Source organism: Streptomyces sp. NPDC127092 (genome assembly GCF_042722475.1).
Lineage (GTDB): Bacteria > Actinomycetota > Actinomycetes > Streptomycetales > Streptomycetaceae > Streptomyces.
Genome location: NZ_JBHXFE010000027.1, coordinates 77,085 through 100,420, shown reverse-complemented (window position 1 = coordinate 100,420; position 23,336 = coordinate 77,085). Strand labels below are relative to the sequence as shown.

At 70.9% G+C, this 23,336-nt stretch carries 23 protein-coding genes and 1 pseudogene; 11 read left to right on the top strand and 13 right to left on the bottom strand.

Annotation, left to right across the window (positions count from 1 at the left end):
• Positions 1-3 precede the first annotated feature (3 nt).
• Positions 4-279: a hypothetical protein gene (locus tag ACFWJO_RS22660; RefSeq protein WP_041662420.1), complete on the bottom strand. Its 276-nt coding sequence runs from the start codon at positions 277-279 to the stop codon at positions 4-6.
• 184 nt (positions 280-463) lie between these two features.
• Between ACFWJO_RS22660 and ACFWJO_RS22655 the strand changes: the two genes are divergently transcribed.
• Together ACFWJO_RS22655 and ACFWJO_RS22650 are read left to right on the top strand one after the other, a co-directional pair.
• Entirely contained in the window at positions 464-2,086 is a 1,623-nt protein-coding gene (locus ACFWJO_RS22655) for a beta-N-acetylhexosaminidase (protein ID WP_386867734.1), read from the top strand.
• Positions 2,087-2,322: 236 nt separating this feature from the next.
• Positions 2,323-3,591, top strand: a complete 1,269-nt coding sequence (locus ACFWJO_RS22650) for a calcium-binding protein (RefSeq protein ID WP_386867732.1) — start codon at positions 2,323-2,325, stop codon at positions 3,589-3,591.
• Between the two features lie 74 nt (positions 3,592-3,665).
• On the opposite strand, the gene ACFWJO_RS22645 is transcribed toward ACFWJO_RS22650, so the two are convergent.
• The 6 genes from ACFWJO_RS22645 to ACFWJO_RS22620 form a co-directional block, all read right to left on the bottom strand.
• The gene (locus tag ACFWJO_RS22645) at positions 3,666-5,450 is read right to left on the bottom strand and encodes an IucA/IucC family protein (protein ID WP_386867731.1); all 1,785 of its coding nucleotides are present in this window, start codon (positions 5,448-5,450) and stop codon (positions 3,666-3,668) included.
• Entirely contained in the window at positions 5,447-6,010 is a 564-nt protein-coding gene (locus ACFWJO_RS22640; protein ID WP_386867729.1) for a GNAT family N-acetyltransferase, read from the bottom strand. Before ACFWJO_RS22640 ends, ACFWJO_RS22645 begins: the two co-directional genes overlap by 4 nt.
• Complete coding sequence (locus ACFWJO_RS22635; protein WP_386867727.1) at positions 6,007-7,284, bottom strand: lysine N(6)-hydroxylase/L-ornithine N(5)-oxygenase family protein; 1,278 nt, start codon at positions 7,282-7,284, stop codon at positions 6,007-6,009. Before ACFWJO_RS22635 ends, ACFWJO_RS22640 begins: the two co-directional genes overlap by 4 nt.
• The gene (locus ACFWJO_RS22630; protein ID WP_386867725.1) at positions 7,277-8,740 is read right to left on the bottom strand and encodes a pyridoxal phosphate-dependent decarboxylase family protein; all 1,464 of its coding nucleotides are present in this window, start codon (positions 8,738-8,740) and stop codon (positions 7,277-7,279) included. The genes ACFWJO_RS22635 and ACFWJO_RS22630 overlap by 8 nt, the downstream gene beginning before the upstream one ends.
• Positions 8,741-8,882: 142 nt before the next feature.
• Positions 8,883-9,782, bottom strand: coding sequence for a siderophore-interacting protein (locus ACFWJO_RS22625; protein WP_386867724.1), 900 nt, complete (start codon positions 9,780-9,782; stop codon positions 8,883-8,885).
• 3 nt (positions 9,783-9,785) lie between these two features.
• The gene (locus ACFWJO_RS22620) at positions 9,786-10,841 is read right to left on the bottom strand and encodes an ABC transporter substrate-binding protein (protein WP_386867722.1); all 1,056 of its coding nucleotides are present in this window, start codon (positions 10,839-10,841) and stop codon (positions 9,786-9,788) included.
• 283 nt (positions 10,842-11,124) lie between these two features.
• On the opposite strand from ACFWJO_RS22620, the gene ACFWJO_RS22615 reads away from it, so the two are divergent.
• From ACFWJO_RS22615 to ACFWJO_RS22585, 7 genes and pseudogenes are all read left to right on the top strand, one after another.
• Positions 11,125-12,660 carry a hypothetical protein gene (locus ACFWJO_RS22615; RefSeq protein ID WP_386867720.1) on the top strand — a complete coding sequence of 512 codons (1,536 nt, stop codon included), beginning with the start codon at positions 11,125-11,127 and terminating at the stop codon, positions 12,658-12,660.
• A 129-nt stretch (positions 12,661-12,789) separates the two neighbouring features.
• Positions 12,790-12,981, top strand: a complete 192-nt coding sequence (locus ACFWJO_RS22610) for a hypothetical protein (RefSeq protein WP_386867718.1) — start codon at positions 12,790-12,792, stop codon at positions 12,979-12,981.
• Positions 12,968-13,489 (top strand): DUF6879 family protein, encoded by a 522-nt coding sequence (locus ACFWJO_RS22605; RefSeq protein ID WP_386867716.1) that lies wholly within the window; start codon positions 12,968-12,970, stop codon positions 13,487-13,489. The genes ACFWJO_RS22610 and ACFWJO_RS22605 overlap by 14 nt, the downstream gene beginning before the upstream one ends.
• Entirely contained in the window at positions 13,486-13,887 is a 402-nt protein-coding gene (locus ACFWJO_RS22600) for a helix-turn-helix domain-containing protein (RefSeq protein WP_386867714.1), read from the top strand. Before ACFWJO_RS22605 ends, ACFWJO_RS22600 begins: the two co-directional genes overlap by 4 nt.
• Before the next feature lie 361 nt (positions 13,888-14,248).
• The gene (locus tag ACFWJO_RS22595) at positions 14,249-14,692 is read left to right on the top strand and encodes a glycine-rich domain-containing protein (RefSeq protein WP_386867712.1); all 444 of its coding nucleotides are present in this window, start codon (positions 14,249-14,251) and stop codon (positions 14,690-14,692) included.
• Between the two features lie 75 nt (positions 14,693-14,767).
• Positions 14,768-15,193, top strand: coding sequence for a hypothetical protein (locus ACFWJO_RS22590; RefSeq protein WP_386867710.1), 426 nt, complete (start codon positions 14,768-14,770; stop codon positions 15,191-15,193).
• A gap of 36 nt (positions 15,194-15,229) precedes the next feature.
• Positions 15,230-15,969: pseudogene (locus ACFWJO_RS22585) on the top strand (transposase).
• Here ACFWJO_RS22585 and ACFWJO_RS22580 read toward each other — a convergent pair.
• Positions 15,963-16,421, bottom strand: coding sequence for a DUF4265 domain-containing protein (locus tag ACFWJO_RS22580; protein ID WP_386867708.1), 459 nt, complete (start codon positions 16,419-16,421; stop codon positions 15,963-15,965). The pseudogene ACFWJO_RS22585 and the gene ACFWJO_RS22580 sit on opposite strands and share 7 nt — an antisense overlap.
• Before the next feature lie 122 nt (positions 16,422-16,543).
• Positions 16,544-16,933: an ATP-binding protein gene (locus ACFWJO_RS22575; protein WP_386867761.1), complete on the bottom strand. Its 390-nt coding sequence runs from the start codon at positions 16,931-16,933 to the stop codon at positions 16,544-16,546.
• Between the two features lie 32 nt (positions 16,934-16,965).
• Between ACFWJO_RS22575 and ACFWJO_RS22570 the strand changes: the two genes are divergently transcribed.
• Together ACFWJO_RS22570 and ACFWJO_RS22565 are read left to right on the top strand one after the other, a co-directional pair.
• A complete protein-coding gene (locus ACFWJO_RS22570; RefSeq protein WP_386867706.1) occupies positions 16,966-17,226 on the top strand; it encodes a Scr1 family TA system antitoxin-like transcriptional regulator in 261 nt (86 codons plus the stop codon).
• A 95-nt stretch (positions 17,227-17,321) separates the two neighbouring features.
• Entirely contained in the window at positions 17,322-17,525 is a 204-nt protein-coding gene (locus ACFWJO_RS22565) for a DUF397 domain-containing protein (protein WP_386867759.1), read from the top strand.
• Positions 17,526-17,610: 85 nt separating this feature from the next.
• On the opposite strand, the gene ACFWJO_RS22560 is transcribed toward ACFWJO_RS22565, so the two are convergent.
• Genes ACFWJO_RS22560 through ACFWJO_RS22545 form a run of 4 tightly spaced genes read right to left on the bottom strand, consistent with a single transcriptional unit; the run spans position 17,611 to position 23,259 of the window.
• A complete protein-coding gene (locus ACFWJO_RS22560) occupies positions 17,611-18,771 on the bottom strand; it encodes an acyl-CoA dehydrogenase family protein (protein ID WP_384409220.1) in 1,161 nt (386 codons plus the stop codon).
• Between the two features lie 2 nt (positions 18,772-18,773).
• A complete protein-coding gene (locus tag ACFWJO_RS22555) occupies positions 18,774-19,706 on the bottom strand; it encodes a hydroxymethylglutaryl-CoA lyase (protein WP_386867704.1) in 933 nt (310 codons plus the stop codon).
• Positions 19,703-21,628, bottom strand: a complete 1,926-nt coding sequence (locus ACFWJO_RS22550; protein WP_386867703.1) for a biotin carboxylase N-terminal domain-containing protein — start codon at positions 21,626-21,628, stop codon at positions 19,703-19,705. The genes ACFWJO_RS22555 and ACFWJO_RS22550 overlap by 4 nt, the downstream gene beginning before the upstream one ends.
• Positions 21,629-21,651: 23 nt before the next feature.
• Positions 21,652-23,259 carry a carboxyl transferase domain-containing protein gene (locus ACFWJO_RS22545; protein ID WP_384409224.1) on the bottom strand — a complete coding sequence of 536 codons (1,608 nt, stop codon included), beginning with the start codon at positions 23,257-23,259 and terminating at the stop codon, positions 21,652-21,654.
• Positions 23,260-23,336 lie beyond the last annotated feature (77 nt).

Genomic DNA, 23,336 nt, shown 5'->3' with positions numbered 1-23,336 from the left:
TGGTCAGCCGTAGACGATCCGTCGCAGCTGGCGGAGCGAGAGCTCCGGTGGTGCCACGGCGCGGTGCGGCAGTTCGGCCGCGATCCGCTCGAAGATCTCCGCGTTGACCGCGCCGCCCGACTGCAGCTCGCGGTGGCGGCGCCGGACGAAGTCCTCGGTCGACTCGTCGAAGTACGCCAGCACGTCGAGCACCACCCGGGCGGCCTCACCGCGCTGGAGCGCGGTGCTGCGGACCAGGTGGTCGATGAGGTCGTCGTGCGACGGTCGGCGTTCGAGCACCCGTGAATACTGAGGGGTACTCGAGGGGCATTGCAAGAATCCTGCCCGATATCGGGCAGGAGGGGGTGTGATCGCGCCGCCAGACGGGTTAATTGGTCTACACCTTGACCCGCGATGGGGCAGGCGGTACGCATGGTGACCGTTCGGATACGCCATGCCCGCAGTCGACCCCATCGAAAGGGACATGCCTGTGCGACCGCGCAGAACGTTTCCGCTCCTCCGCTCCTCGCGGCTCCTCGTCCTCTCCTCCCTGCTCCTCGCCGTCGCCGGCGTCCCCGGCGCGCGGACCGCCGCCGCCGAGCCCCTCGTCCGGCCGCTCGGCGACGTCGTGCCCGTCCCGGCCTCCGTGACGCCCGGCGGCGCGCCGTACACGCTCGGCCCCGCCACTGCCGTCCGCGTCGACTCCGGCGACCGCGCCACCCGGGAGATCGGCCGCTACCTCGCCGGGGTGCTCCGGCCCTCCACCGGCTACCCGCTGCCCGTCGTCGGCGACGGCGCGGCCCGCGGCGGCATCCTGCTCCGCATCGACCGCGGCGCCACCGCGCTCGGCGAGGAGGGCTACGAGCTGCGCTCCGGCCGCGGCGGCGTCACCCTCACCGCCCACGAGCACGCCGGGCTCTTCCGCGGCGTCCAGACCCTGCGCCAGCAGCTGCCCGCGGCCGTCGAGAAGCGCACCGTGCAGCCCGGCCCCTGGAAGATCGCCGGCGGCGTCGTCCGGGACGCCCCGCGCTTCGCCTACCGGGGCGCGATGCTCGACGTCTCCCGGCACTTCTTCACCGTCGACCAGGTCAAGCGCTACATCGACCAGCTCGCCCTCTACAAGATCAACAAGCTGCACCTGCACCTGAGCGACGACCAGGGCTGGCGCCTCGCGATCGACTCCTGGCCCCGGCTGGCCACCCACGGCGGCTCCACCCAGGTCGGCGGCGGGCCCGGCGGTCACTACACCAAGGACGACTACCGCGAGATCGTCCGCTACGCCGCCTCCCGCTACCAGGAGGTCGTGCCCGAGATCGACATGCCCGGCCACACCAACGCGGCCCTCGCCTCCTACGCCGAGCTCAACTGCGACGGCGTCGCACCGCCGCTCTACACGGGGACGAACGTGGGCTTCAGCTCGCTGTGCGTGCCCAAGGAGGTCACGTACGACTTCGTGGACGACGTCGTCCGCGAACTCGCCGCCCTCACGCCGGGCCGCCACCTCCACATCGGCGGCGACGAGGCGCACTCCACCAGCCACGCGGATTACGTCGCCTTCATGGACCGGGTGCAGCCGGTCGTCGCGCGGTACGGCAAGACGGTCATCGGCTGGCACCAGCTGACGAACGCCCGGCCGGCCGAAGGCGCGCTCGCCCAGTGGTGGGGCCTGGACCGCTCGTCGGCGACGGAGAAGGAACGGGTCGCGGCGGCCGCGCGGGCGGGCACCAAGGTGATCCTCTCGCCCGCCGACCGGGCCTACCTCGACATGAAGTACACGAAGGACACCCCGCTCGGCCTGTCCTGGGCGGGCTACGTGGAGGTCCGGCGGTCCTACGACTGGGACCCGGCGACCCTGCTGCCGGGCCTGCCCGAGTCGGGCATCGCGGGCGTCGAGGCCCCGCTGTGGACCGAGACCGTCTCCACGAGCGCCCACATCGACCACATGGCCTTCCCGCGCCTGCCGGGCATCGCCGAACTGGGCTGGTCACCCGCCGCGAGCCACGACTGGGAGTCGTACCGGCTGCGCCTGGCCGCGCAGGGCCCGCGCCTGAGCGCCCTGGGCGTCGACTTCTACCGGTCGCCGCAGGTGCCGTGGGCGGCTGAATAGCCGTCAGTCCGTAGCAACACGGGACGCCGCTCGCGCCGCCGGGGCCCGCTCGCGCCGGGTCCCGGCCGGCGCGGGCCGGGACGCGCCGGGCCGGTCGACACCGGCTCCGGCCCGTCGGCCGGAGCCGCGGACCCATCGGGTGAAATTACTGTCCGTTCATCACGGGCCCCCCTCACCCGGGGCAGACATCGCGCAGAGTGACCGACTCGCGTCCCTGCCACGGGAAGGAACCACCCATGCCCCGAAGACGAGCCGTCCGCCCCGCAGCACGCCGCCGGACAGTCAGCCTCCTGTGCGCCCCGGTGCTCGCCGCCGCGGCGCTCACCGCCACCACGGGCACGCCCGCCGCGGCGGCGCCCACCTGCTTCGAGGCCGCCGCCACCGTCCCCGGCACCACCGGGACCCCCGGCGACGACGTCATCATCGGCACGCCCGGCAACGACGTCATCGACGGCAGGGGCGGCAACGACAAGATCTGCGGCCTGGGAGGCAACGACCTCGTCCACGGCGGGGACGGCGACGACAGCGTCTCGGGCGGCACCGGGGACGACCGGATCTTCGGCGACGCCGGCAACGACCGCATGACCGGCGACGAGCGCGCGTACACGGGTGACGTCACCAGCCCCACCGGGCGGGACTACCTCGACGGCGGCTCCGGGCACGACTTCCTTCTCGGCGACAACGGGGCGTCGCAGGGCACGGCAGCCGGAGCCTCCCCCGACGTCCTCGTCGGCGGGGACGGGGACGACGTCCTGTACGGGGACGACTCCGGCGACCACGCCGACGGCGGGGCCCCCGACCGGATCATCGGCGGCAACGGGGAGGACGTCATCGTCGGGGATTCGCTCGGCTTCTTCTCCGCGTCGGGCGCCGCGGACGACGTGCTGCTCGAAGGCGCCGGCACGTTCGGCGACGTCACGGGGGACAGCTTCGCGCCCTTCGGCAACGCGACCGGGGCCGGCGGCGACGACCTGATCGACCTGGGAGCGGACGGCGCGTTCGGAGCCGTCGGCGACCACACGTCCGGCGGTACCGCGGTCGGTTCCGGCAACGACCGCATCGTCGGCGGCGGCACGGGCGAGATCATCCTCATCGGCGACAGCACGCTCGTCGATCCCACCGGGGCGACCGCGGGCAACGACCAGATCGACGGCCGCGGCGGCGACGACCGGATCTTCGGCGACAACTCGGACTGGAGCCAGACGCTCGGCACCGCCGGTGGCCGGGACGTCCTGCGCGGCGGTGACGCCAACGACTTCCTGCGCGGCGGCCCCGCCGACGACGCCCTCGACGGCCAGGCGGGCGTCGACGACTGCGACGGCGAGGGAGGGACGGACACGGTGGTCAACTGCGAAGGGCAGCAGGGCGCCCGGCGGACCGGGCGGTCGCCCCGGAGCGCCGCCGCCCCCGGCCTGACGGCCCGCCCGGTGACGGACCGCCCCTTGTATGACCGGCTCGTCGGACCGGCAGGCCGGCTCGTCGGACCGGCAGGCCGGCTCGGCTAGCCGCGCGGCGCGCGCCGGCATGACGACGGGCCCTGGCGGAGGACCGTAACTCCGCCAGGGCCCGCGCCGGTCCGTCAGGCGAACCGCGCGATCGGGTTCACCAGGTCGCCGACGAGCTGGAGTGCCGCCGACGGGTCCGCCAGGTCCACCATCTGGCGGTTGTTGCGCAGCTGGAGGCGGTTGAGGGCCGAGAGGGCGAAGGTCTCCGTGAAGATGTCGTACTGCGCGAAACGGTCCGCGAGTTCCGGCTTGGAGGCCTGGTAGTCCTTGACGCACTCGGCGACCGTCTGCCAGAAGTCGTCCTCGCCGAGGACGCCCTCGGCGGCCAGCGTGGCGCCGAGGAAGCGGAAGAAGCAGTCGAAGACGTCGGTGAAGACGGACAGGAGCTTCATGTCCTCCGGGACCTCGGCCCGGATCCGCTCCACGGCCGGCGGCAGGACCGCGTCCGGGTCCATGACGCAGATCTCCTCGGCGATGTCCTTGAAGATCGCCCGGGACACCGCGCCCTGCTCGTCGAGGACCAGGATCACGTTCTCGCCGTGCGGCATGTAGACCAGGTCGTACGCGTAGAAGCAGTGCAGGATCGGGAGGAGGTAGGCGTCCAGGTAGGCCCGCAGCCAGTCGGTCGGGGCGAGGCCCGAGTCCTTGACCAGGGCGCCCGCGAAGGACGCGCCCGCGTGGTCGACGTGCAGCAGCGAGGCCATCGTGGCGAGCCGCTCGCCCTCGGCGAGGGACGGCACCGGGGACTCGCGCCACAGCGCGGCGAGCATCTTGCGGTAGGGCGAGTAGCGGTCGGTGGCGGCCTCGTACTCCAGGTGCCGGTAGCCGACCGCCGCCCGCTCGCGGATGATCGAGAAGCGGGCCGCCCGGAGGACCGGGTCGGCCTCGATCAGGCCGGCGAGCCAGTCGTTGATGGCGGGCGTGGCCTCCATGTAGGCGGCCGAGAGGCCCCGCATGAAGCCCATGTTGAGGACGGACAGGGCCGTCTTCACGTAGTGCTTCGCCGGGTCGCTGGTGTTGAAGAAGGTGCGGATGGACTGCTGCGCCAGGTAGGCGTCGTCGCCCTCGCCCAGGTACACGAGCCGCTGCTGCGCGACCTCGGCGGCGAAGGTGACGGCCATCTTGTTCCACCACTGCCAGGGGTGCACCGGCATCAGCAGGTAGTCGGCCAGGTCCAGGCCGCGCTCGGCGAGGGTGGCGGCGAAGCGGTCCACCGCCTCGTCGCCGAGCTCGGCGCGGATGAACGAGTCGTACTCCACGTCCGCACCGGCGGTGAAGGTGGCGCGGTCGCGGTGCGCGGCCAGCCACACGAGGTGGATCGGGCTCGCGGCCTCGGGGGCGTAGGCGCGGTACTCGTCGACGCCGAAGCCGAGCCGCCCGTTGTTGGCGACGAAGCAGGGGTGGCCCTCGGTCATCCCGGTCTCGATCGCCTGGAAGCCGGCCCGGGCCAGCTCGGCGGAGCCGATGCGCGGCTTGGTCGCCTTGTACGCGGTGCCGGCCAGGGTGGAGGAGATCTCCTCCAGGTAGACCGGGAGGATCTCGTCGCTCAGGCCGAGCGAGCCGCGCAGCTCGGTGATGAACTGCAGGGCGTCCAGCGGGAGCTGCTCGCTGCCCCGGTGCCGGCTGATGGACTCCGGGTAGACCTGCCAGTGGTCGAGGGCGAAGCGGTCGGCGGTGAAGCGGTATTCGGTGCGGCCGTCGTCGCTGAGGACCTGGTAGCGGCTGTCGCCGAGCTCCTGCGGGTCGAGCAGCCGCTCGTGGATGAACTCGGCGAGACCCTTGCGGATCAGGGCGCGGTTGGCGTCGGCCCAGCGCTCGGGCGTGAGGTGGGCGACGGGGCTGTCGGTGAGCGCGCTCATGCCGCCACCTCCACGGGCGCGGCGGTCGCCGCGGAGGCGACGGCGGCCTCGAAGGCGGCGCGGGTGCAGAAACTCAGCAGGGCCTTCTTCTCCGGCTTCTGGATCTCCCGCTCGGGCACGAAGCCGACGGCCTCGTTGAGCGCGTGCACGGCGGTGTTGCGGACGTCGGGCTCGACGACCACGCGGGCGGTGGCCGGGTCGGCGAACAGCTCGGCCATGACGGCCGTGATCACCCGGCGGGTGAAGCCGTGCACGGGGGTGTCGGTGGGTGCGACGAGGAAGTGCATGCCGACGTCGCCGGGCTGCGGCTCGTAGAGGCCGACGAGCTCGACCTTCGCGGGGTCGTAGCGCTCCATGAGGAAGGCGGGCTCGCCGTCCACGAGGCCGATGAAGGCGTCGTGGTGCGGGTTCGCGGCGATCGCCATGTACTCGCGCTCGACGTCCTGGAGCGCGAAGCCCTGCATCATCCAGTAGGTCGCCTTGGGGTCGGTGACCCAGGGGTGGATCAGTTCCGCGTCCTTCAGCGGGTCGAGCGGGCGTATCTGGACGGTGGCGGTCATACGGCGAACTCCTGGAACGCGATGGTCTTCTCGACGGGGTAGTACTCGGAGCCCAGCATCTCCCCGATGATGTACGCGTTGCGGTACGGCCCCATGCCCAGGTCGGGCGAGGTGATCGAGTGGGTGTGCACGCCGGCGTTCTGCAGGAAGACCCCGCGGCCGGTGGTGTCGACCGAGTAGTTGCGGGCCACGTCGAAGCGGCCCTGGGAGTCCCAGCGGAGGCGGTCCCTGACCGGCTCCAGGAAGGCGGGGACGGTGTACTTGTAGCCGGTGGAGAGGATCAGGCCCTCGGTCTCGATCTCGAAGTCCTTCTCCTGCTCCTCCTGGCGGAAGCCGAGCGTGTACGTGCCGCTCGTCTCGTCGTACGCGGCGGAGTGCAGCGCGGAGTTGGTGAGCAGCCGGGTGGGGACCGGGCCGGCGAAGTTCTTCTGGTAGAGCAGGTCGAAGATGGCGTCGATCAGCTCGCCGTTGATGCCCTTGAAGAGGCCCTTCTGCTGGCTCTCCAGGCGGTAGCGGGTCGGCTCGGGGAGCGCGTGGAAGTAGTCCACGTACTCGGGGGAGGTCATCTCCAGGGTGAGCTTGGTGTACTCCAGCGGGAAGAAGCGCGGGGAGCGGGTCACCCAGTTGAGCCGGTAGCCGTGGACGTCGATCTCGCTGAGGAGGTCGTAGTAGATCTCGGCGGCGCTCTGGCCGCTGCCGACGATCGTGATCGACTTCTTCTTCTGCAGCGCTTCCTTGTTCGGCAGGTAGCGCGAGTTGTGCACGAGGTCGCCGCCCAGGCCCCGGCAGGACTCGGGGACGTACGGCGGGGTGCCGGTGCCGAGCACGATCCGGCGGGCGCGGAACGTTTCTCCGGCCGTGGTGGCCACCACGTACTCCTCGGCGGACTCGTCGAAGGAGACCGAGGAGACGGTGGTCGAGAAGCGGATGGAGGAGAGCTGCGCGGCGGCCCAGCGGCAGTAGTCGTTGTACTCGGCGCGCAGCGGGTAGAAGTTCTCGCGGATGTAGAACGAGTACAGCCGGCCCTTCTCCTTCAGGTACTGGAGGAAGGAGTACGGCGAGGTCGGGTCGGCCAGGGTGACCAGGTCCGACATGAACGGCGTCTGGAGGTGGGCGCCCTCCAGGAACATCCCGGAGTGCCACTCGAAGTCCGGCTTGGACTCGACGAAGAGGCCGTTCAGCTCGTCGATGGGCTCGGTGAGGCAGGCCAGGCCGAGGTTGAAGGGACCGAGCCCGATGCCGATGAAGTCGTACGTCTGAGTCGTCTCAGGCATGGACAAGGTTCTCTCCCAGGTACTGCTCGGCGTGGCCGGCTATCAGATCGAGGACGGCGGCGATGTCGGCCACGGTCGTCTCGGGGTTGAGCAAGGTGAACTTGAGGTACTGGCGCCCGTCGACCTTCGTGCCGGCCACGATCGCCTCGCCGGAGGCCATCAGGGCCTTGCGGGCGTGGAGGTTGGCGCGGTCGATGTCCTCGGGCGCGGTGACGTTCTCGGGGATGTAGCGGTAGACGAGGGTGGAGAGCTGCGGCTCGACGACCACGTCGTAGCGCGGGTCGGCGGCGAGCAGCTCGAACCCGGCCCGGGCCAGGTCGCAGACCTCGTCGAAGAGGCCGCCGACGCCGTCGGCGCCCATGACGCGCAGGGTCAGCCACAGCTTGAGGGCGTCGAAGCGGCGGGTGGTCTGCAGGGACTTGTCGACCTGGTTGGGGATCTGCTCGGCCAGCGCGCGGCGCGGGTTGAGGTAGTCGGCGTGGTAGGTGGCGTGGCGCAGGGTGGCGCCGTCGCGGACCAGGACGGCCGAGGAACTCACCGGCTGGAAGAAGGACTTGTGGAAGTCGACGGTGACCGAGTCGGCGTGCTCGATGCCGTCGAGGAGGTGACGGCGGGTCGGCGAGGCGAGCAGTCCGCAGCCGTAGGCGGCGTCGACGTGCATCCAGGCGCCGTACTCGGCGGCCAGGGCGGCGATCTCGGGCAGCGGGTCGATGGAGCCGAAGTCGGTGGTGCCGGCGGTGGCGACGATCGCCATCGGGATCAGGCCCTCGGCCCGGCAGGCCTCCAGCTCGGCGGCGAGGACGACCGACTGCATGCGGCGCTCGCGGTCGACGGGGACGGAGACGACGGCGTCGCGGGACAGACCGAGCAGGGTGGCCGACTTCTGGACGCTGAAGTGGCTGCACTCCGAGGAGAAGATCCGCAGTTTCGCCAGGTCGTCGGTGCCCTGACGGCCGTCGCGGCCGGTCCTGGCCTCCTCGCGGGCGAGCAGCAGCGCCTGCAGGTTGGACTGGGTGCCGCCGCTGGTGAACACGCCGTCGGCGAGCGGGCCGAGGCCGATCCGGCCGGTGGTCCAGTCGACCAGCTTGCGCTCGATGAGGGTGCCGCCGGCGCTCTGGTCCCAGGTGTCCAGCGAGGAGTTGACGGCGGACAGGACGGCCTCGCCGAGGACCGCGGGGATCACCACGGGGCAGTTGAGGTGGGCGAGGTAGCGGGGATGGTGGAAGTAGACCGCGTCGCGCAGGTACACGTCCTCCAGCTCGTCGAGGGCGGCGGAGGCGTCGCCGAGCGGCTTGTCGAGGTCGACGGCGTCGACGACGGGCGCGAGGCCGGCGGGGGTGACACCCGTGAACGGGCCGCGCACGGTGGCGAGTTTCCTCGCCACCCGATCCACTCCTTCGGTGACGGAGTGTCGGTACGACTCCGCCGTCGTGGCGTTGAGGAGGTGGGAGCGCATGTGGGGGCCCTTCCGGGAGTGAGGGGACGCAAGGAACCTTCGGTGTCCTGGTTAGGTTAGCCTAACCTAAGTTTGCAGCACAACGGCCCCCCAACCCGAGCGGGTTGAGGGGCCGTGCGCCCTGCGGGGGGTAGAGGGGTGGCTACGCCACGTCCTGCGCCACGTCCTGTGCCTCGTCCTGCGCCGTCTCGTCCGGGACCTCGCGCAGGGCGTCCTCGGACAGGCCCTTGCGCCAGTAGCCCACGAACGTCACGCGGCGCTTGTCGATCCCGCGCTCGCGCACGAAGTGGCGGCGCAGCGCCTTCACGGAACCGGACTCGCCCGCGATCCACACGTACGGCGACTCGCCGGGCAGCTCGGCGCCCGCGATCGCCTCGACCGCGGACGGCGCGCCCTCCTCCCGTACCAGCCAGGTGACGGTCGCGTCGGCCTCGGTCGCGAGCTCCATGCGGTCGCCGGAGTACGGGACGTCGAGGTAGACGTGGGCGCGGGTCTCCGCGGGCAGCCACTCCAGGATCGCGGAGACGGCCGGCAGGGCCGTCTCGTCGCCCCACACGAGCACGGAGTCCGCGTCGGCGGGCAGCTGGAAGCGGACACCCGTGTTCTCGGTCACGGCGGGACCGAGTACGACGACCCGGTCGCCGGCCTTGGCCTGCTGGGCCCAACGGCAGGCGGGGCCGACGCCCGCGCCGGCGCCTGGCGCCGCCTCGTGGATCGCGAAGTCGATGTCGATCTCGTCCACCGGCGAGGTGCGCTGCGCGCGGACGGTGTACGAGCGCATCACGGCCCGCTCGTCGTGCGGCATGGCCCGGTAGGCGCCCAGGATCGCGTACATGTCCGGGTCGTCGAGCGGCGGCAGCACCGGCGCGTCCTGCCCCGGGTGGGGCAGGAACAGCGAGAGCGACTGGTCGCGACCGCCGGAGGCGAAGCGCCTGAGGTCCTCACCGGTGAAGGTGACGCGGACCAGGGACGGCCCGAGCCGCCGCGTCCGGTCGACCTGGAGGGAGAAGAACTGGAACGGGGCGGTCTCGGTGTTCGTCATGGGTCAGGACACCTTCTTGGCGGTCTCGAGGGCCTTGGCCAGGTCCTCGAGCAGCGGGGCGCACTTGGCGTAGGAGTAGATCGGCTCGGTCACGCGCGGGATCACCTGGCCGGCCTTGACGGCGGGCAGCGCGGCCCAGGTGGGCTTGGCCTTCAGGGCCTCGGGCTGGAGGGCCGAGGTGCGGTTGTCGAGCATGATGATGTCGGCCTGGTACTTGTCGACGTTCTCCCAGCTCAGGCCCTCGAACCAGCCGCCCTGGTCGAGCTTGGTGGGAACGACGATGTTGACGCCCAGCTCCTTGAAGAAGAGCGTGTCGGTCGGGCGGACCGGGGTGGAGACGTAGAAGAGGTCCGGGGAGCCCGAGCCGATGAGGACCTTGATGTCCTTCTTGCCCTGGGCGGCCTTGCGGACGCGCTCGGCGGCGGCCTCGAAGCGGGCCTTGTCCGCCTTGATCTGCGCGGTCTGCACGTCGGCGCCGAGCGAGGCGGCGAGGTCGGCGTGGCGCTGCAGGACGGCCGGCATGGACTTGTCGGCGGCCCACAGGGCGACGCTCGGCGCGATCTTGAGGATCTTTTCCTTCTGCTCGGCCGGGACGTACCAGAGGTCGTTCTTCTCCCACATGTCCGTGACGAGGAGCTCGGGCTGGAGCTTGAGGTACTCCTCGATCTTGAACTCGCCCCAGACGTTGCCGATGACCTTGACCTTCTCGATGTCGAGGTCGCCGGCCTGCACGTCGGGCGTCTTCGCCTTGGTCTTCGGGTCCTCGACGTAGGTCGGGCCGAAGACGCCCTTGACCTCGATGCCGAAGTCCTTGAGGGCGGCGGCCGTTCCGGTGAAGGCGACGATGTTCTTCGGGGTGGACTTCGCCTCGACGGCGGTGCCGCGGTCGTCGGTGAACTTCCACGGGCCGGCCTTCTCGGAGGCCTTGGCGGGCGAGCCGCCGTTCTTCTCGCCTCCCTTGTCGCCGCAGGCGGCGAGCGCGGCGCCGAGCCCGAGGGCGCCGCCCGCGGCGAGCAGACCGCGACGGGTGAGGGAAGTGGCTCGGGCGGTGCTGGGCATGGCGAAGTCGCTTTCGTACGTGCCGGGGTCGGCCTGGGCAATTCGTGGGTAGGTTAGCCTAACCTCAGTCCGATCAACAGGGGTGGGGTCGCCGGGCCGGGAGTGAGGCCCGCCACCTTGTGGGGCTCCCGGGGAACGGCCCGTCACCTCGCCCGCCCGGCCCCGCCTCCGGCGGGTCACCGCGTCGCCGCCTGGTCCGCCAGGCCTCTGACGGAGTGACGGACGCGCCCGGCACGGTACGTCGCCTGGCCGTCGGGTGCCGGACCCGAGCAGCGTGGACCGGATGAGCCCCCTCACCGCTCCCGTACCGCGGCCGTCCCTCCCGGACTCCGCGTCCGACGTCCGCCGGCGGCGCCTCACGACGATCCCGCCGTCACACCCCGCCTTCCGGCCGGCCGCCCTCGCGGTCCTGTTCACCCTCGCCCAACTCGCCCTCGTCGTCCCCGGATCCGGGCTCGGCTGGGACGAGTCCGTCTACGTCAGCCAGGTCGGCGGCAACGCCCCGCCCGCGTTCTTCAGCGCGCCCCGCGCCCGGGGCATCTCGTACCTCGTCGCCCCCGTCGCCTTCCTCACGGCCTCCACCACCGCGATCCGCGTCTACCTGGCCCTGCTGTCCGGAGCCGCCCTGTTCGGCGCGCTGTGGATCTGGCGCCGGGTCCTGCCCGTGCCCGTGCTCACCGTCGCGGGCGGCCTGTTCGCCGGACTGTGGATCACCCTGTTCTACGGGCCGCGCGTGATGCCCAATCTGTGGTGCGCGTTCGGCGCCCTGGCCGCCGTCGGCTGCTTCCTGCGCGCCGTCGCGAAGCCCCGGGCCGGCCAGGGCCGCGCGGCCCTCCCCGGTCTCGGCGCCGCCGTGGGCGCGGTCACCCTGCTGAGGCCAGCCGACGGCTTCTGGCTCGCCCTTCCGCTCCTCGCGGCGGCCCTGCTCGTGCCCGCCTGGCGCCGCCGCCCGGCGGTGTCCCTCGCCCTCGTCGCCGGGCCGCTGCTCGGGGCCGCGCCGTGGATCGCCGAGGCCCACGCGCACTACGGCGGACTCACCGCCCGGCTGCGCCGCGCCGGCGAGATCCAGGGCCACCTGGGCTGGTACATGTCCGTCGACGACCACGTCAGGGCGCTCGCGGGCCGCACCCTGTGCCGGCCCTGCGACGTGCCCTGGGACCAACCCGTCACCGCCCTCTGGTGGTTCCTGCTGCCGGTCGCCGTCGCCGCGGGCATCGCCGCCGCCTTCCGGGCCGGCCGCGGCGCCCCCGCCGTCCTCGCCACCGTCACCGCGCTCTCGCTGGCCGCCCCGTACCTCTTCACCGTCGGCTACGCCGCGCCCCGCTTCCTGCTCCCGGCCTACGCCCTGCTGGCCCTGCCCGCCGCCGAGGCGCTCGCGCACGCGCTCGCCGCGGTGCGCCCCGCCCGCCGGCCGCTGGCCGTGGGGCTGCTCACCGGTCTCCTCGTCGGCCATCTCGCCGTCCAGTACGCCGTGCTCTCCAAGGCCGTCGCCCACAGCCGTTCCACCCGCGCGCAGTTCACGGGGATCGCCGCCGCCCTGCACGGCGCCGGCGTCCGGCCGCCGTGCCTGGTCAGCGGCAGGGAGTACGTGCTCGTCGGCTACTACGCGGGCTGCGCCTCGCGCGCGGTCGGCGGCCACGACGCCGCCATCACCCCCGCGGGCATCACCGCGGCCGCCCGCCGCATGCCGGTCGCCGTCCTCGTCGCCGCCGGCGCCGCACCCCCGGCGTACGCGCGGACCTGGCGGCCGGTGCGGCTGCCCGCGGCCCCCGGCTGGGACCGCTACGACGCCTACGTGCCACCCGGCACGACACCGTGAAACGCTGTCGTGAGAGGGTTTCCCGTTCTCTCAACCGTGATCCCTTGACCCTCGCGTCGCGGCCTCGGGAGCATCAAGCGAGGCACAGAGCCGTGGGCGCCAACCAGGCGGAGAGGGGAACCGATCACCATGCAGGTGACCAAGCTGGTCAGCACGTGTGACCTCAAGGACTGTCCGACGATCTACGCGACCGACCGCGGGACGTTTCTCGTGCAGGGGGAGACACCGACCGACCACGGACTCGAGATTCCCGCTCACGAGACGCTCGTCGAGATTCCGATGGACCTGCTCAAGAAGGCCATTGCCGATGGCCTCGTCTAGGACGCTCGGTGACCTCTTCGACTCGTTCGAGCGAGAGGCGTTCCGCCTGGAGACCCTGGACGACTACAGCCGGTCCGGGAACACGAATGCCTATGAGCTGTTCCAGGCGGGAGAGCCGCAACCGGACGACTACAACGCCGAATGGGTCGCGGAGCTCCGGTCCCATACCAGCCAGGGCAAGCGTGTCTGTCGCGTTCATGTCCTGGCTCGACCGCTCACGGAGTACCTGCGCTTCGAGCTCGGCTGGGGATATCGGAAGAACATGACAGGAGGGGAGGAGTTCTTCATTCTCGACGTGACCGACGCACCGAATCCGCTGGCGGAAGTGCCGGACTTCTGGCTGTTCGACTCGGCTGACACGGCAGTAATGGAGTACGACGAGCACGGTGCTTTCCGAGGCGCGAAGGTGCTGCCGGTGACGGAGTCGGAGAGATTCGTCGGCTACCGGCGGACAGCGCTCGCGCACTCCGAGCCGTTCACCGACTGGTGGGCAAAGCACGGCGAGTGAACAAAGCACAGCTCGGGGCCGCGCTGCGGGCTCTGCGTGAGGCCTCCGGAAGGGACGCCAAAGCGGTAGCCCGTAGCGCACTCATGTCTCCGTCGAAGCTGTCGAAGATTGAGAACGCCAAGCTTCTGCCCAGTGCCACCGATGTCGAACGCATCCTTACGGCCATCGGTGTGTCCGCCGAGATCAAGGACGAGTACACCAAGGCAGCCAGAGCGGCGACGGCAGAGGTGACCGCATGGCGGCTTCTCAAGCGTGCCGGAATCCACAAGGGCCAGTACGCGGCCATGGCCCTCGAAGCTCAGATGGCCACTCTGCGCCTGTGTCGTTACGGATCCGTGCGACGTGGGGCTTTACCTCCGGAAGTTCGATGGTTTCGCACACCTGGCACTTTCGGGTGATGCCATGCGAGACCTTGTAGAGGGCATCCGAGACGGCTTCTTGAGGGAACAGGAAACAGGCTAGAACCGCTTGGCCGTCCGCAGGACTATCGACCCGTCCCGAAATCCAGGAGGCGGACGACATGGCGAGAGCGGGAAGGGCGTCGGCATCGGACACTGACGCCGGATACGTGGAGTACGGCACGTACGCGCCTGCGGGGGAGGTCTGTCCTGCGTGTCGGCAGGACATCGACCCGGCTGAGCCGGTCCGGCGCGGATACCGGCGTCCGGAGGACGTCGTGGATCTGATCCCCTCCTACTGGCACGCCGACCGGTGCCCCCAGCGGGTGCCGGTCACTCCCACACACGAGAGGACTTCCTCATGACGGTCGCACCCGAAAGGCCAGTCGCTCTGCGGCGCGGCAGGGACCTCGTGGCCCCCGAACTGTTCGACAGGCTGACGGCGTTCTGCGCCGAGGAGTACAAGCTCGACCCGGTCATGGCCAGCCGGGTCATGAGCGAGGGGCTGGCGTTCCTGTGGACCATGGGAACGACCGGGAAGGGCGACGTGATGGCGCCCAGCGCGGACGTGGACCCGGCATGGCACACGTTCATGCTGCACAGCCAGGAGTACGCCGAGTGGTGCGAGGAGCATTTCGGCCGCTTCCTTCACCACGCTCCGAACTCCAAGACGCGCACCGTTGGGCTGATGCTCGACGTCATGGACCTGATCCGGGACGCCGGCTTCGAGGTGGACCGGTCGCTGTGGGGGTTCGCCGCGGACTGCAACTCGCCGGCCTGCTGCGGCGACGGCCCGTGCTGCTGACCTTGACCCACTGAACGAAGCGCGACCCGGACGTGGGCAAGACGTCCGGGCCGCGCTGCTATCGGAGTCGACGATATGCACAACGCCAACGGCGCGGAAGGCCGCACCCGCACGTGCGTCTTCCCTGTGTTCGGAACCGTCTTCGGCTACGCCACCCACCACCTGGACGCGCGCAATCTCGGCGAGGTCGGCATCGTCGGCCCGCTGACTCCGGGTGTTGATTCGTCCCGGCTGTGGCAGATGGCGGCCGGCATGAACAAGGAGTCCGCGAGCGAGGTCGACAAAGGCAAGTGGATCATGCTGCAAGCCCACCGGGCCTTCGTCTGCGGTGATCTCCTCGCCCGGTGGGACGAGGCGGACTGGAAGCTGGAGCCCGGAGGTCGGAGGATCGAGTTCGGGGGCTCGTACTGCAACCGGTACGAACTGTGGACCGGGAACCTGACGGTCGAAGGCACTACGCCGGACATGGTGGCGGCCAAGCCCTCGATCTACACGGTCTAGGCCGTCTCTTCCGAATCATGGATCGTTGGCCCAGGTATGTCATTGCCTGACGTTCAGTGGGCTCGGATCGAGCCGCTGCTACCGGACCGAACTCCGAAGCGAGGCGGGCAGTGGCGGGATCACCGACAGGTGATCAATGCCATCGTCTGGAAGTACCGGACGGGCTCGCCCTGGAAGAACCTTCCTTCAGACTTCGGTTCGTGGAAGGGATTGTTCGCGCCCATCAGCACGCGGCCGGCGCGCGTAAGAAGGGGGCTTCGGCGGCTGAGCCCACGGATTATGCCCTCGGTCGTTCCCGTGGGGGTCTGACCAGGAAGATCCATCTGGCCGCCGAAGGCGACTGCAGGCCACTGGCCTTCGTCCTCACGGCTGGACAGGCGGGGGATGCTCCAGCACTCGAGCAGGTCATGGCTGCGATCCGGGTGCCCAGAGAGCGTGGGAGGCCCAGGGCTCGCCGCCCGTGGTGCTCGCCGATAAGGCGGCACTCGTCGCGCGCCATCCGCGAGCATTTGCGCCGACGTGCGATTCGAGCAGTTATCCCGCAGCCCGCCGATCAGATGGCCCATCGCCGACGTCGAGGCCGAGATGGCGGCAGGCCGCCGTCCTTCGACAAGGTTGCCTACAAGCAGCCGAACAGCGTCGAGCGATGCATCAACAGGCTCAAGCAATGGCGTGGTCTTGCGACGCGGCACGACAAGACCGCCACGATGTTGGACTCCACCTTGCCGGCATCCTCACCTGGGCTGCCCGATGACAACCGCCGAGGGTCCTACTGAGTCTCGTCAGCGTTTCCGAACCACCATTCGCCCTGGCCGACACCGAGAGACCAAGCCTCCATCAACCGTGTGATGAGGGGTATACCGGTCGAGCGGTCCACCGTGACCACGATGAAGCGTCGGTCAGGCGGGGATTCGACCAGGCCTCCGACCGCTTCGAAGTCCTCGGTCAGTGCTGCCAGGGCCTCGGCCGTGAAGAGGCCGCTCTGTGGAGCAGCCTGGACGCAGAGGTTCTGGCCCGTCGTCCGTACCTCGAATTGCCCTTCATCGGATACGCGTAGGACGTCTCCAGCTGCACAGCCCAGGACAAGTCCCGGGCTGCCGGCAAGCTCGAAGAGGCCGGGACCAAGACTGCGAGCGGGCAACACTTCGAAGACAGGGTTCCCGTTGCTGGCATGGCCGGCCAGGAGCCTCACGTGAGTGTCAGCGAGAGGAATGGAAGCGGACGTCATGGGCGCGATCGTGCCACACCGCTCACACCGACTCTGAGCAAGATCCGGAAGAGACGCTCTAGAGGCAAAAGAACGCCCTGGCCGTTCGCCGGCCATAAGCCGGCGGACGGCCAGGACTGGGTTCAGGAGTGGTTGTGCGCCGCTCCGGTCGTCAGTTCGGCCCAGACAAGCTTGCCGGTCCCTTGCCGGTCGGATACGCCCCACTTCTCCGAGAGGGTGTCCACGAGCGGAAGCCCCCAGCCGCCACCGGCGTCATCTTCCGGCAGTGCCATCAGTGGTCGATTCTCCGATGCGTCGTGGACCTCGATGCGTAGGCTGCCGAGGGTCGCTTCGAATCGTGTCTCGATCTCCCGCCCCGGTACGTGAGCGTGCCGGACCGCGTTGGTCATCAGCTCGGAGAGGACGAGTGACGCCACGTCCTCGATGTCCCGCAGCCCCCAATCGTCCAGCGCCCTGCGCAGCGCGCGCCGAGCCAGCGGGACGCTCCTCGGCCCCTGCGGCCACCTCGTGATGATCGGTTTGCCATCGTGGGGGGCCGTGACGGTTGGCGCGGCAGGAAAGGCTCACCGCGAGCGATCCGCTGCACGTATGGGCGGTCATCGCGGAGGGAGTTCTCTGGCAGGAAGTCGGTGGGCGGGACGTCATGCGCGCACAGCTCGATCATCTGGTGCGGGCCGCAGAGCTGCCCGATGTGGGCCCGTACCTCATACTCGGCTTCTCCGAGGCATCGGCACTGGACGTCGTGTTGGCCGACAATTCGACTGGGTCCATCTGGCTGGAGCAGGACACGGACGTCTCGCGCTAACGTGCGCTGTTCGATGACGCCCGCACGGGCGCGCTGTCGCCGGTGGAGTCGATCGCTCGGATTCGCAAGGTCGCCAAGGAGCACGGACGAGGAGTATCCCAAGCCCCCCGAATCCCGATCTCACGGGTGCGCGTTGGCGCAAGAGTACGTACAGCGGAGGCAACAACGAGTGCGTGGAAGTCGCCGACGGCTTCGGGGATGGCGTTCCCGTGCGGGACAGCAAGACGCCGGGCGGGGCGGTCCTGGTGTTCACGTCCCACGCGTGGATCACCTTCGTCTCGGAGGCTCGCTCCTGGTAGGGCAACAGGTCGTCGCCCATGGTTAGCAGGCCGGCCCCTAGGGCGCGTTCCGGCGCGCGCCCCGGGGGCCGTGTCCGCGTACGGGTCAGGCCGACAGGCCCAACTCGCGGGCGATCAGCATCCGCTGGACCTCGCTGGTGCCCTCGCCGATCTCCAGGATCTTGGAGTCCCGCCACATGCGGGCCACCGGATACTCGTTCATGAAGCCGTAGCCGCCGTGGATCTGGGTCGCCTCGCGCGCGTTGTCGACGGCCACCGTCGACGAGTACAGCTTCGCGAGCGCCGCCTCCTTCTTGAACGGCTCGCCGAGGACGAGGCGGGAGGCCGCGTCGCGCCAGCCGATGCGGGCCATGTGGGCCCGCATCTCCATGTCGGCGATCTTGAACTGGATGGCCTGGTTGTCGGCGATCGGACGGCCGAAGGCGTGACGTTCCTTCGCGTACTTCACCGACTCGTCCACACAGCCCTGCGCCAGACCCGTGGCCAGCGCCGCGATCGCGATCCGGCCCTCGTCCAGGATCCGCAGGAACTGCGCGTAGCCGCGGCCCTCCTCGCCGAGCAGGTTCTCCACCGGGACGCGCACGTCGTCGAAGGAGAGCTCGCGGGTGTCCGAGGCGTTCCAGCCGACCTTCGAGTACGGCGCGGCGACCGTGAAGCCCGGCGTGCCGGACGGGACGATGATCGACGAGATCAGCGGCCTGCCGTCCGCCTTGCGGCCGGTGACGGCGGTGACCGTGACCAGACCCGTGATGTCCGTACCGGAGTTGGTGATGAAGCACTTCGAGCCGTTGATGACCCAGTGGTCGCCGTCGCGGACCGCCGTGGTGCGGGTGCCGCCGGCGTCCGAGCCGGCGCCCGGCTCGGTCAGGCCGAACGCGCCGAGCACCTCGCCGGCGCACAGCTTCGGCAGCCACTCCCGCTTCTGCTCCTCCGTGCCGAAGCGGTAGACCGGCATCGCGCCCAGCGAGACGCCCGCCTCCAGGGTGATGGCGACCGAGGAGTCGACCCGCGCCAGCTCCTCCAGGGCGATGCCGAGCGCCAGGTAGTCGCCGCCCATGCCGCCGTACTCCTCGGGGAACGGCAGGCCGAACAGGCCCATGCGGCCCATCTCGCGGACGATCTCGTACGGGAACTCGTGCCGCTCGTAGTAGTCGCCGATCTTCGGGGCGACGACGTCGTGGGCGAACGCCTCGACGGTGCGGCGGAGTTCCTCGTGCTCTTCGGAGAGCCGGTGGTCGAGGGACATGCTCAGGACTCCTTGTGGGAGAGCGCACGGACGGTACGGGAAGGGCTCGGGCGGCCCAGCTGGTCGGCCATCCACACGCTGGTGGCGGTGAGGGCGGCCAGGTCGACCCCGGTCTCGATGCCGAGACCGCGGAACATCCACACGAGGTCCTCTGTGGCGAGGTTGCCGGTGGCGGACTTGGCGTACGGGCAGCCGCCGAGGCCTCCGGCGGAGGCGTCGAAGACGGTGACCCCGTGCTCCAGCGCCGCGTAGGCGTTGGCGAGGGCCTGCCCGTAGGTGTCGTGGAAGTGCACGGCGAGGCGCGAGGTGGGCACCCCGGCCTCGTTCAGCGCGGAGAGCAGGGCGCGGACGTGGCCCGGCGTGGCGACGCCGATGGTGTCGCCGAGGCTCAGCTCGTCGCAGCCCATGTCGGCGAGGGCCTTGGTGACGCGGACGACCTGCTCGACCGGGACGGCACCCTCCCACGGGTCGCCGAAGCACATGGAGAGGTAGCCGCGGACCTTCAGACCGGCCTCTATGGCCCGGGTGACGGTCGGCGCGAACATCAGGAGCGCCTCGTCGACGGTCCGGTTGAGGTTGGCCTTCGCGAAGGACTCGGTCGCCGAGGCGAAGACGGCGACCTCGCGGGCGCCGAGCGCGAGCGCCCGGTCGAGTCCGCGCTCGTTCGGCACCAGCACCGGCAGCCGTACGGGCAGGTCACGGACGCGCGGGAACAGCTCCTCGGCGTCGGCGAGCTGGGGCACCCACTTCGGGTGCACGAAGCTGGTCGCCTCGACCGTGGTCAGGCCCGCGGCGACGAGCCGCCGGACGAACTCGGCCTTCACGTCGGTCGGGACGGCCGTCTTCTCGTTCTGCAGGCCGTCGCGGGGCCCGACCTCGTGGATCCGGACCCGGGCCGGCAGCCCGGCGGCGGGCACGGTCATGGGCAGGCTCATGCGTCCTCCTCCTCGCGGGGCGTCACCACGGCCAGGACCTGGTCCATGGCGACGGTCGTGCCGGGCGTGACGTCCAGCTCGGTGACGGTGCCGGCGTGCGGGGCGGAGATGACGTGCTCCATCTTCATCGCCTCCACGACGAGCAGGCTCTGTCCGGCCTCCACCTCGTCACCGACCGCCACCTTGACCACCGTGACGGTCCCCGGCATGGGCGCGGCGAGGGTGTCGGCCCCGCCGTGCCGGGCCCCGGACAGCGCGGCGGCAACCGGGTCGTGGTCGAGCACGTGCCAGGAGTCGCCGTCTCGGCCCAGCCAGTCGCCGGCGCGGTGGAAGCGGTGGGTGACCCCGTCCACGGTCACGGTCACCGACCGGTCCGTCACCCGCGCGCCGGACGGCGCGCCGTGCGTGACGGGTTCGGCTCCCGGTACTCGGAACGGGAAGGCGAGCGGCTTCGGGGCGCCGCCCAGGCGCCAGCCGCTGGGGACCGAGAACGGGTCCGTCCAGCCCTCGCGGGGCGCCGGGGCCAGCGCGTCGAGCCGGACCGCCGCGGCCGCCGCGTACACCTCTTCCGGGACGCCCTGCGGGACCAGGCTCTCCGCGTCCCGCTCGACCAGGCCCGTGTCGAGCTCGCCGGAGACGACGTCCGGGTGCGCCAGCAGCCTGCGCAGGAAGCCCGCGTTGGTGGGCACGCCCAGGGCGACCGTGTCCGCGAGGGCGGCGCGGAGCTTGCGCAGGGCCGTCGGGCGGTCCTTGGCGTGGACGATGACCTTCGACAGCATCGGGTCGTAGAGGGACGACACCTCCGTGCCCTCGGCGAGACCCGAGTCGGTGCGCACCCCGTCGCCCTGCGGCTCGTTCAGGGACAGCACCGTGCCGCCCGACGGCAGGAAGCCGCGGGAGGGGTCCTCGGCGCAGATCCGGGCCTCGATCGCCCAGCCGTCCAGCCGGACGTCCTCCTGCCCGAACGACAGCGGCTCGCCCGCCGCCACCCGCAGCTGCCACTCCACCAGGTCCAGGCCCGTGACGAGCTCCGTCACCGGGTGCTCCACCTGCAGGCGGGTGTTCATCTCCATGAAGTAGTACGAGGCGGGGTCGCCGCCCGGCACGATGAACTCGACGGTGCCCGCGCCGACATAGCCGCAGGACCGCGCCGCCTCGACCGCCGCCGCGCCCATCGCCGCCCGGATCTCCGGGGTCAGCAGGACGCTCGGCGCCTCCTCGATGATCTTCTGGTGGCGCCGCTGGAGCGAGCACTCGCGCTCGCCGAGGTGGACGACGTTGCCGTGGGCGTCCGCCAGGACCTGGATCTCGATGTGCCGCGGCCGGTCGATCCACCGCTCCACGAGGAGCGTGTCGTCGCCGAACGAGGAGCGCGCCTCGCGCCGCGCCGCCGCGATCTCGTCCTCCAGGACGGTCAGGTCGCGCACCAGGCGCATGCCCTTGCCGCCGCCGCCCGCGCTCGGCTTGAGCAGCACGGGCGCGCCCAGCTCGCGGGCGGCGTCGGCGATGTCGGGGTCGGCGGCGCCGGGGACGACCGGCACGCCCGCCGCCTTCACGGTCTCCTTCGCCCGGATCTTGTCGCCCATCAGCGCGATCGCCTCGGCCGGCGGGCCGATGAAGACCAGGCCGGCCTCCGCGCAGGCCCGCGCGAAGGCCGCGTTCTCCGCGAGGAAGCCGTAGCCGGGGTGGACGGCCTGCGCGCCGGTGCGGGCGGCGGCGTCGAGCAGGGCCGGCACGGAGAGGTACGACTGCGAGGCCGGCGCGGGCCCGATCCGTACCGCCGTGTCCGCCTCCCGTACGTGCCGGGCGTCGGCGTCCGCGTCGCTGTACACGGCGACCGAACGCACGCCGAGCTCGCGCAGGGTGCGGATCACCCGGACGGCGATCTCGCCGCGGTTGGCGACGAGGACGGTGTCGAACATGTGCTGCATCGTCTGGGTGTCCCTTACATCCGGAAGACGCCGAACTGGGGGTCACCCAGGGGCGCGTTGGCGCACGCGGTCAGGGCGAGACCCAGCACCTGCCGGGTCTCCATCGGGTCGATGACCCCGTCGTCCCACAGCCGGGCCGTCGCGTAGTAGGCGTTGCCCTGCGTCTCGTACTGCGCGCGGATCGGGTCCTTGAAGGACTCCTCCTCCTCGGCGCTCCACGCGTCACCGAGCTGGTCGCGCTTGACCGTGGCGAGGACGGAGGCGGCCTGCTCGCCGCCCATCACGGAGATCTTGGCGTTCGGCCACATCCACAGGAACCGGGGCGAGTACGCCCGGCCGCACATCGAGTAGTTGCCCGCGCCGTACGAGCCGCCGACGACCACGGTGAGCTTCGGGACGCGGGTCGTGGCCACCGCCGTCACCATCTTGGCGCCGTGCTTGGCGATGCCGCCGTGCTCGTACGCCTTGCCGACCATGAAGCCGGTGATGTTCTGCAGGAAGACGAGCGGGATGCCGCGCTGGTCGCACAGCTCGATGAAGTGCGCGCCCTTCTGGGCCGACTCGGCGAACAGGATGCCGTTGTTGGCGACGATCCCGACCGGGTGGCCGTGGATCCGGGCGAAGCCGGTGACCAGCGTCTGCCCGTACTCGGCCTTGAACTCCTGGAAGCGGGAGGCGTCCACGATCCGCGCGATGACCTCGCGCACGTCGTAGGGCGTGCGGGAGTCGACCGGCACCGCGCCGTACAGACCCGCCGGGTCGACCTTCGGCTCCTCGGCCGGCTCCACCGACCAGGGGAGCGGGCCGCGCTCGGGGAGGGTGGCGACGATGTTGCGGACGATGCGGAGCGCGTGGGCGTCGTCCTCCGCCAGGTGGTCGGTGACGCCGGAGATCCGCGAGTGGACCTCGCCGCCGCCGAGCTCCTCCGCGGTCACGACCTCGCCGGTCGCCGCCTTCACCAGCGGCGGGCCGCCGAGGAAGATCGTCCCCTGGTTCCGGACGATCACCGCCTCGTCGCTCATCGCCGGGACGTACGCGCCGCCGGCCGTGCAGGAGCCCATGACCGCCGCGATCTGCGGGATGCCGGCGCCGGACATCCGGGCCTGGTTGAAGAAGATCCGCCCGAAGTGCTCGCGGTCCGGGAAGACCTCGTCCTGCATGGGCAGGAAGGCGCCGCCAGAGTCCACGAGGTAGAGGCAGGGCAGGCGGTTCTCCAGCGCCACCTCCTGCGCCCGCAGGTGCTTCTTCACCGTCATCGGGTAGTACGTGCCGCCCTTGACCGTCGCGTCGTTGGCGACGATCACGCACTCGCGGCCGGAGACCCGCCCGATGCCCGCGATCACGCCGGCGGCCGGGGCCTGGTCGCCGTACATCCCGTTCGCCGCGAGCGGGGCCAGCTCCAGGAAGGGCGAGCCCGGGTCGAGGAGGGTGTCCACGCGGTCGCGCGGCAGCAGCTTGCCGCGCGCGGTGTGGCGGGCGCGGGCCTTCTCGCCGCCGCCGAGGGCGGCCGCCGCGAGCTTGTCGCGCAGGGTCGCGGCCAGCTCGTGGTGAGCCGCCTCGTTGGCCTGCCAGGCCGGCGACGCGGGATCGGCCGCGCTCGTCAGCACAGGTGCCTGCTGCATCCGTCGAGCTCCCTTGCTCGGTCGGTCCACTCGTTCAGGAGTGCTGTTAATGACCGTTAACGTATGCCCTTCAGGTT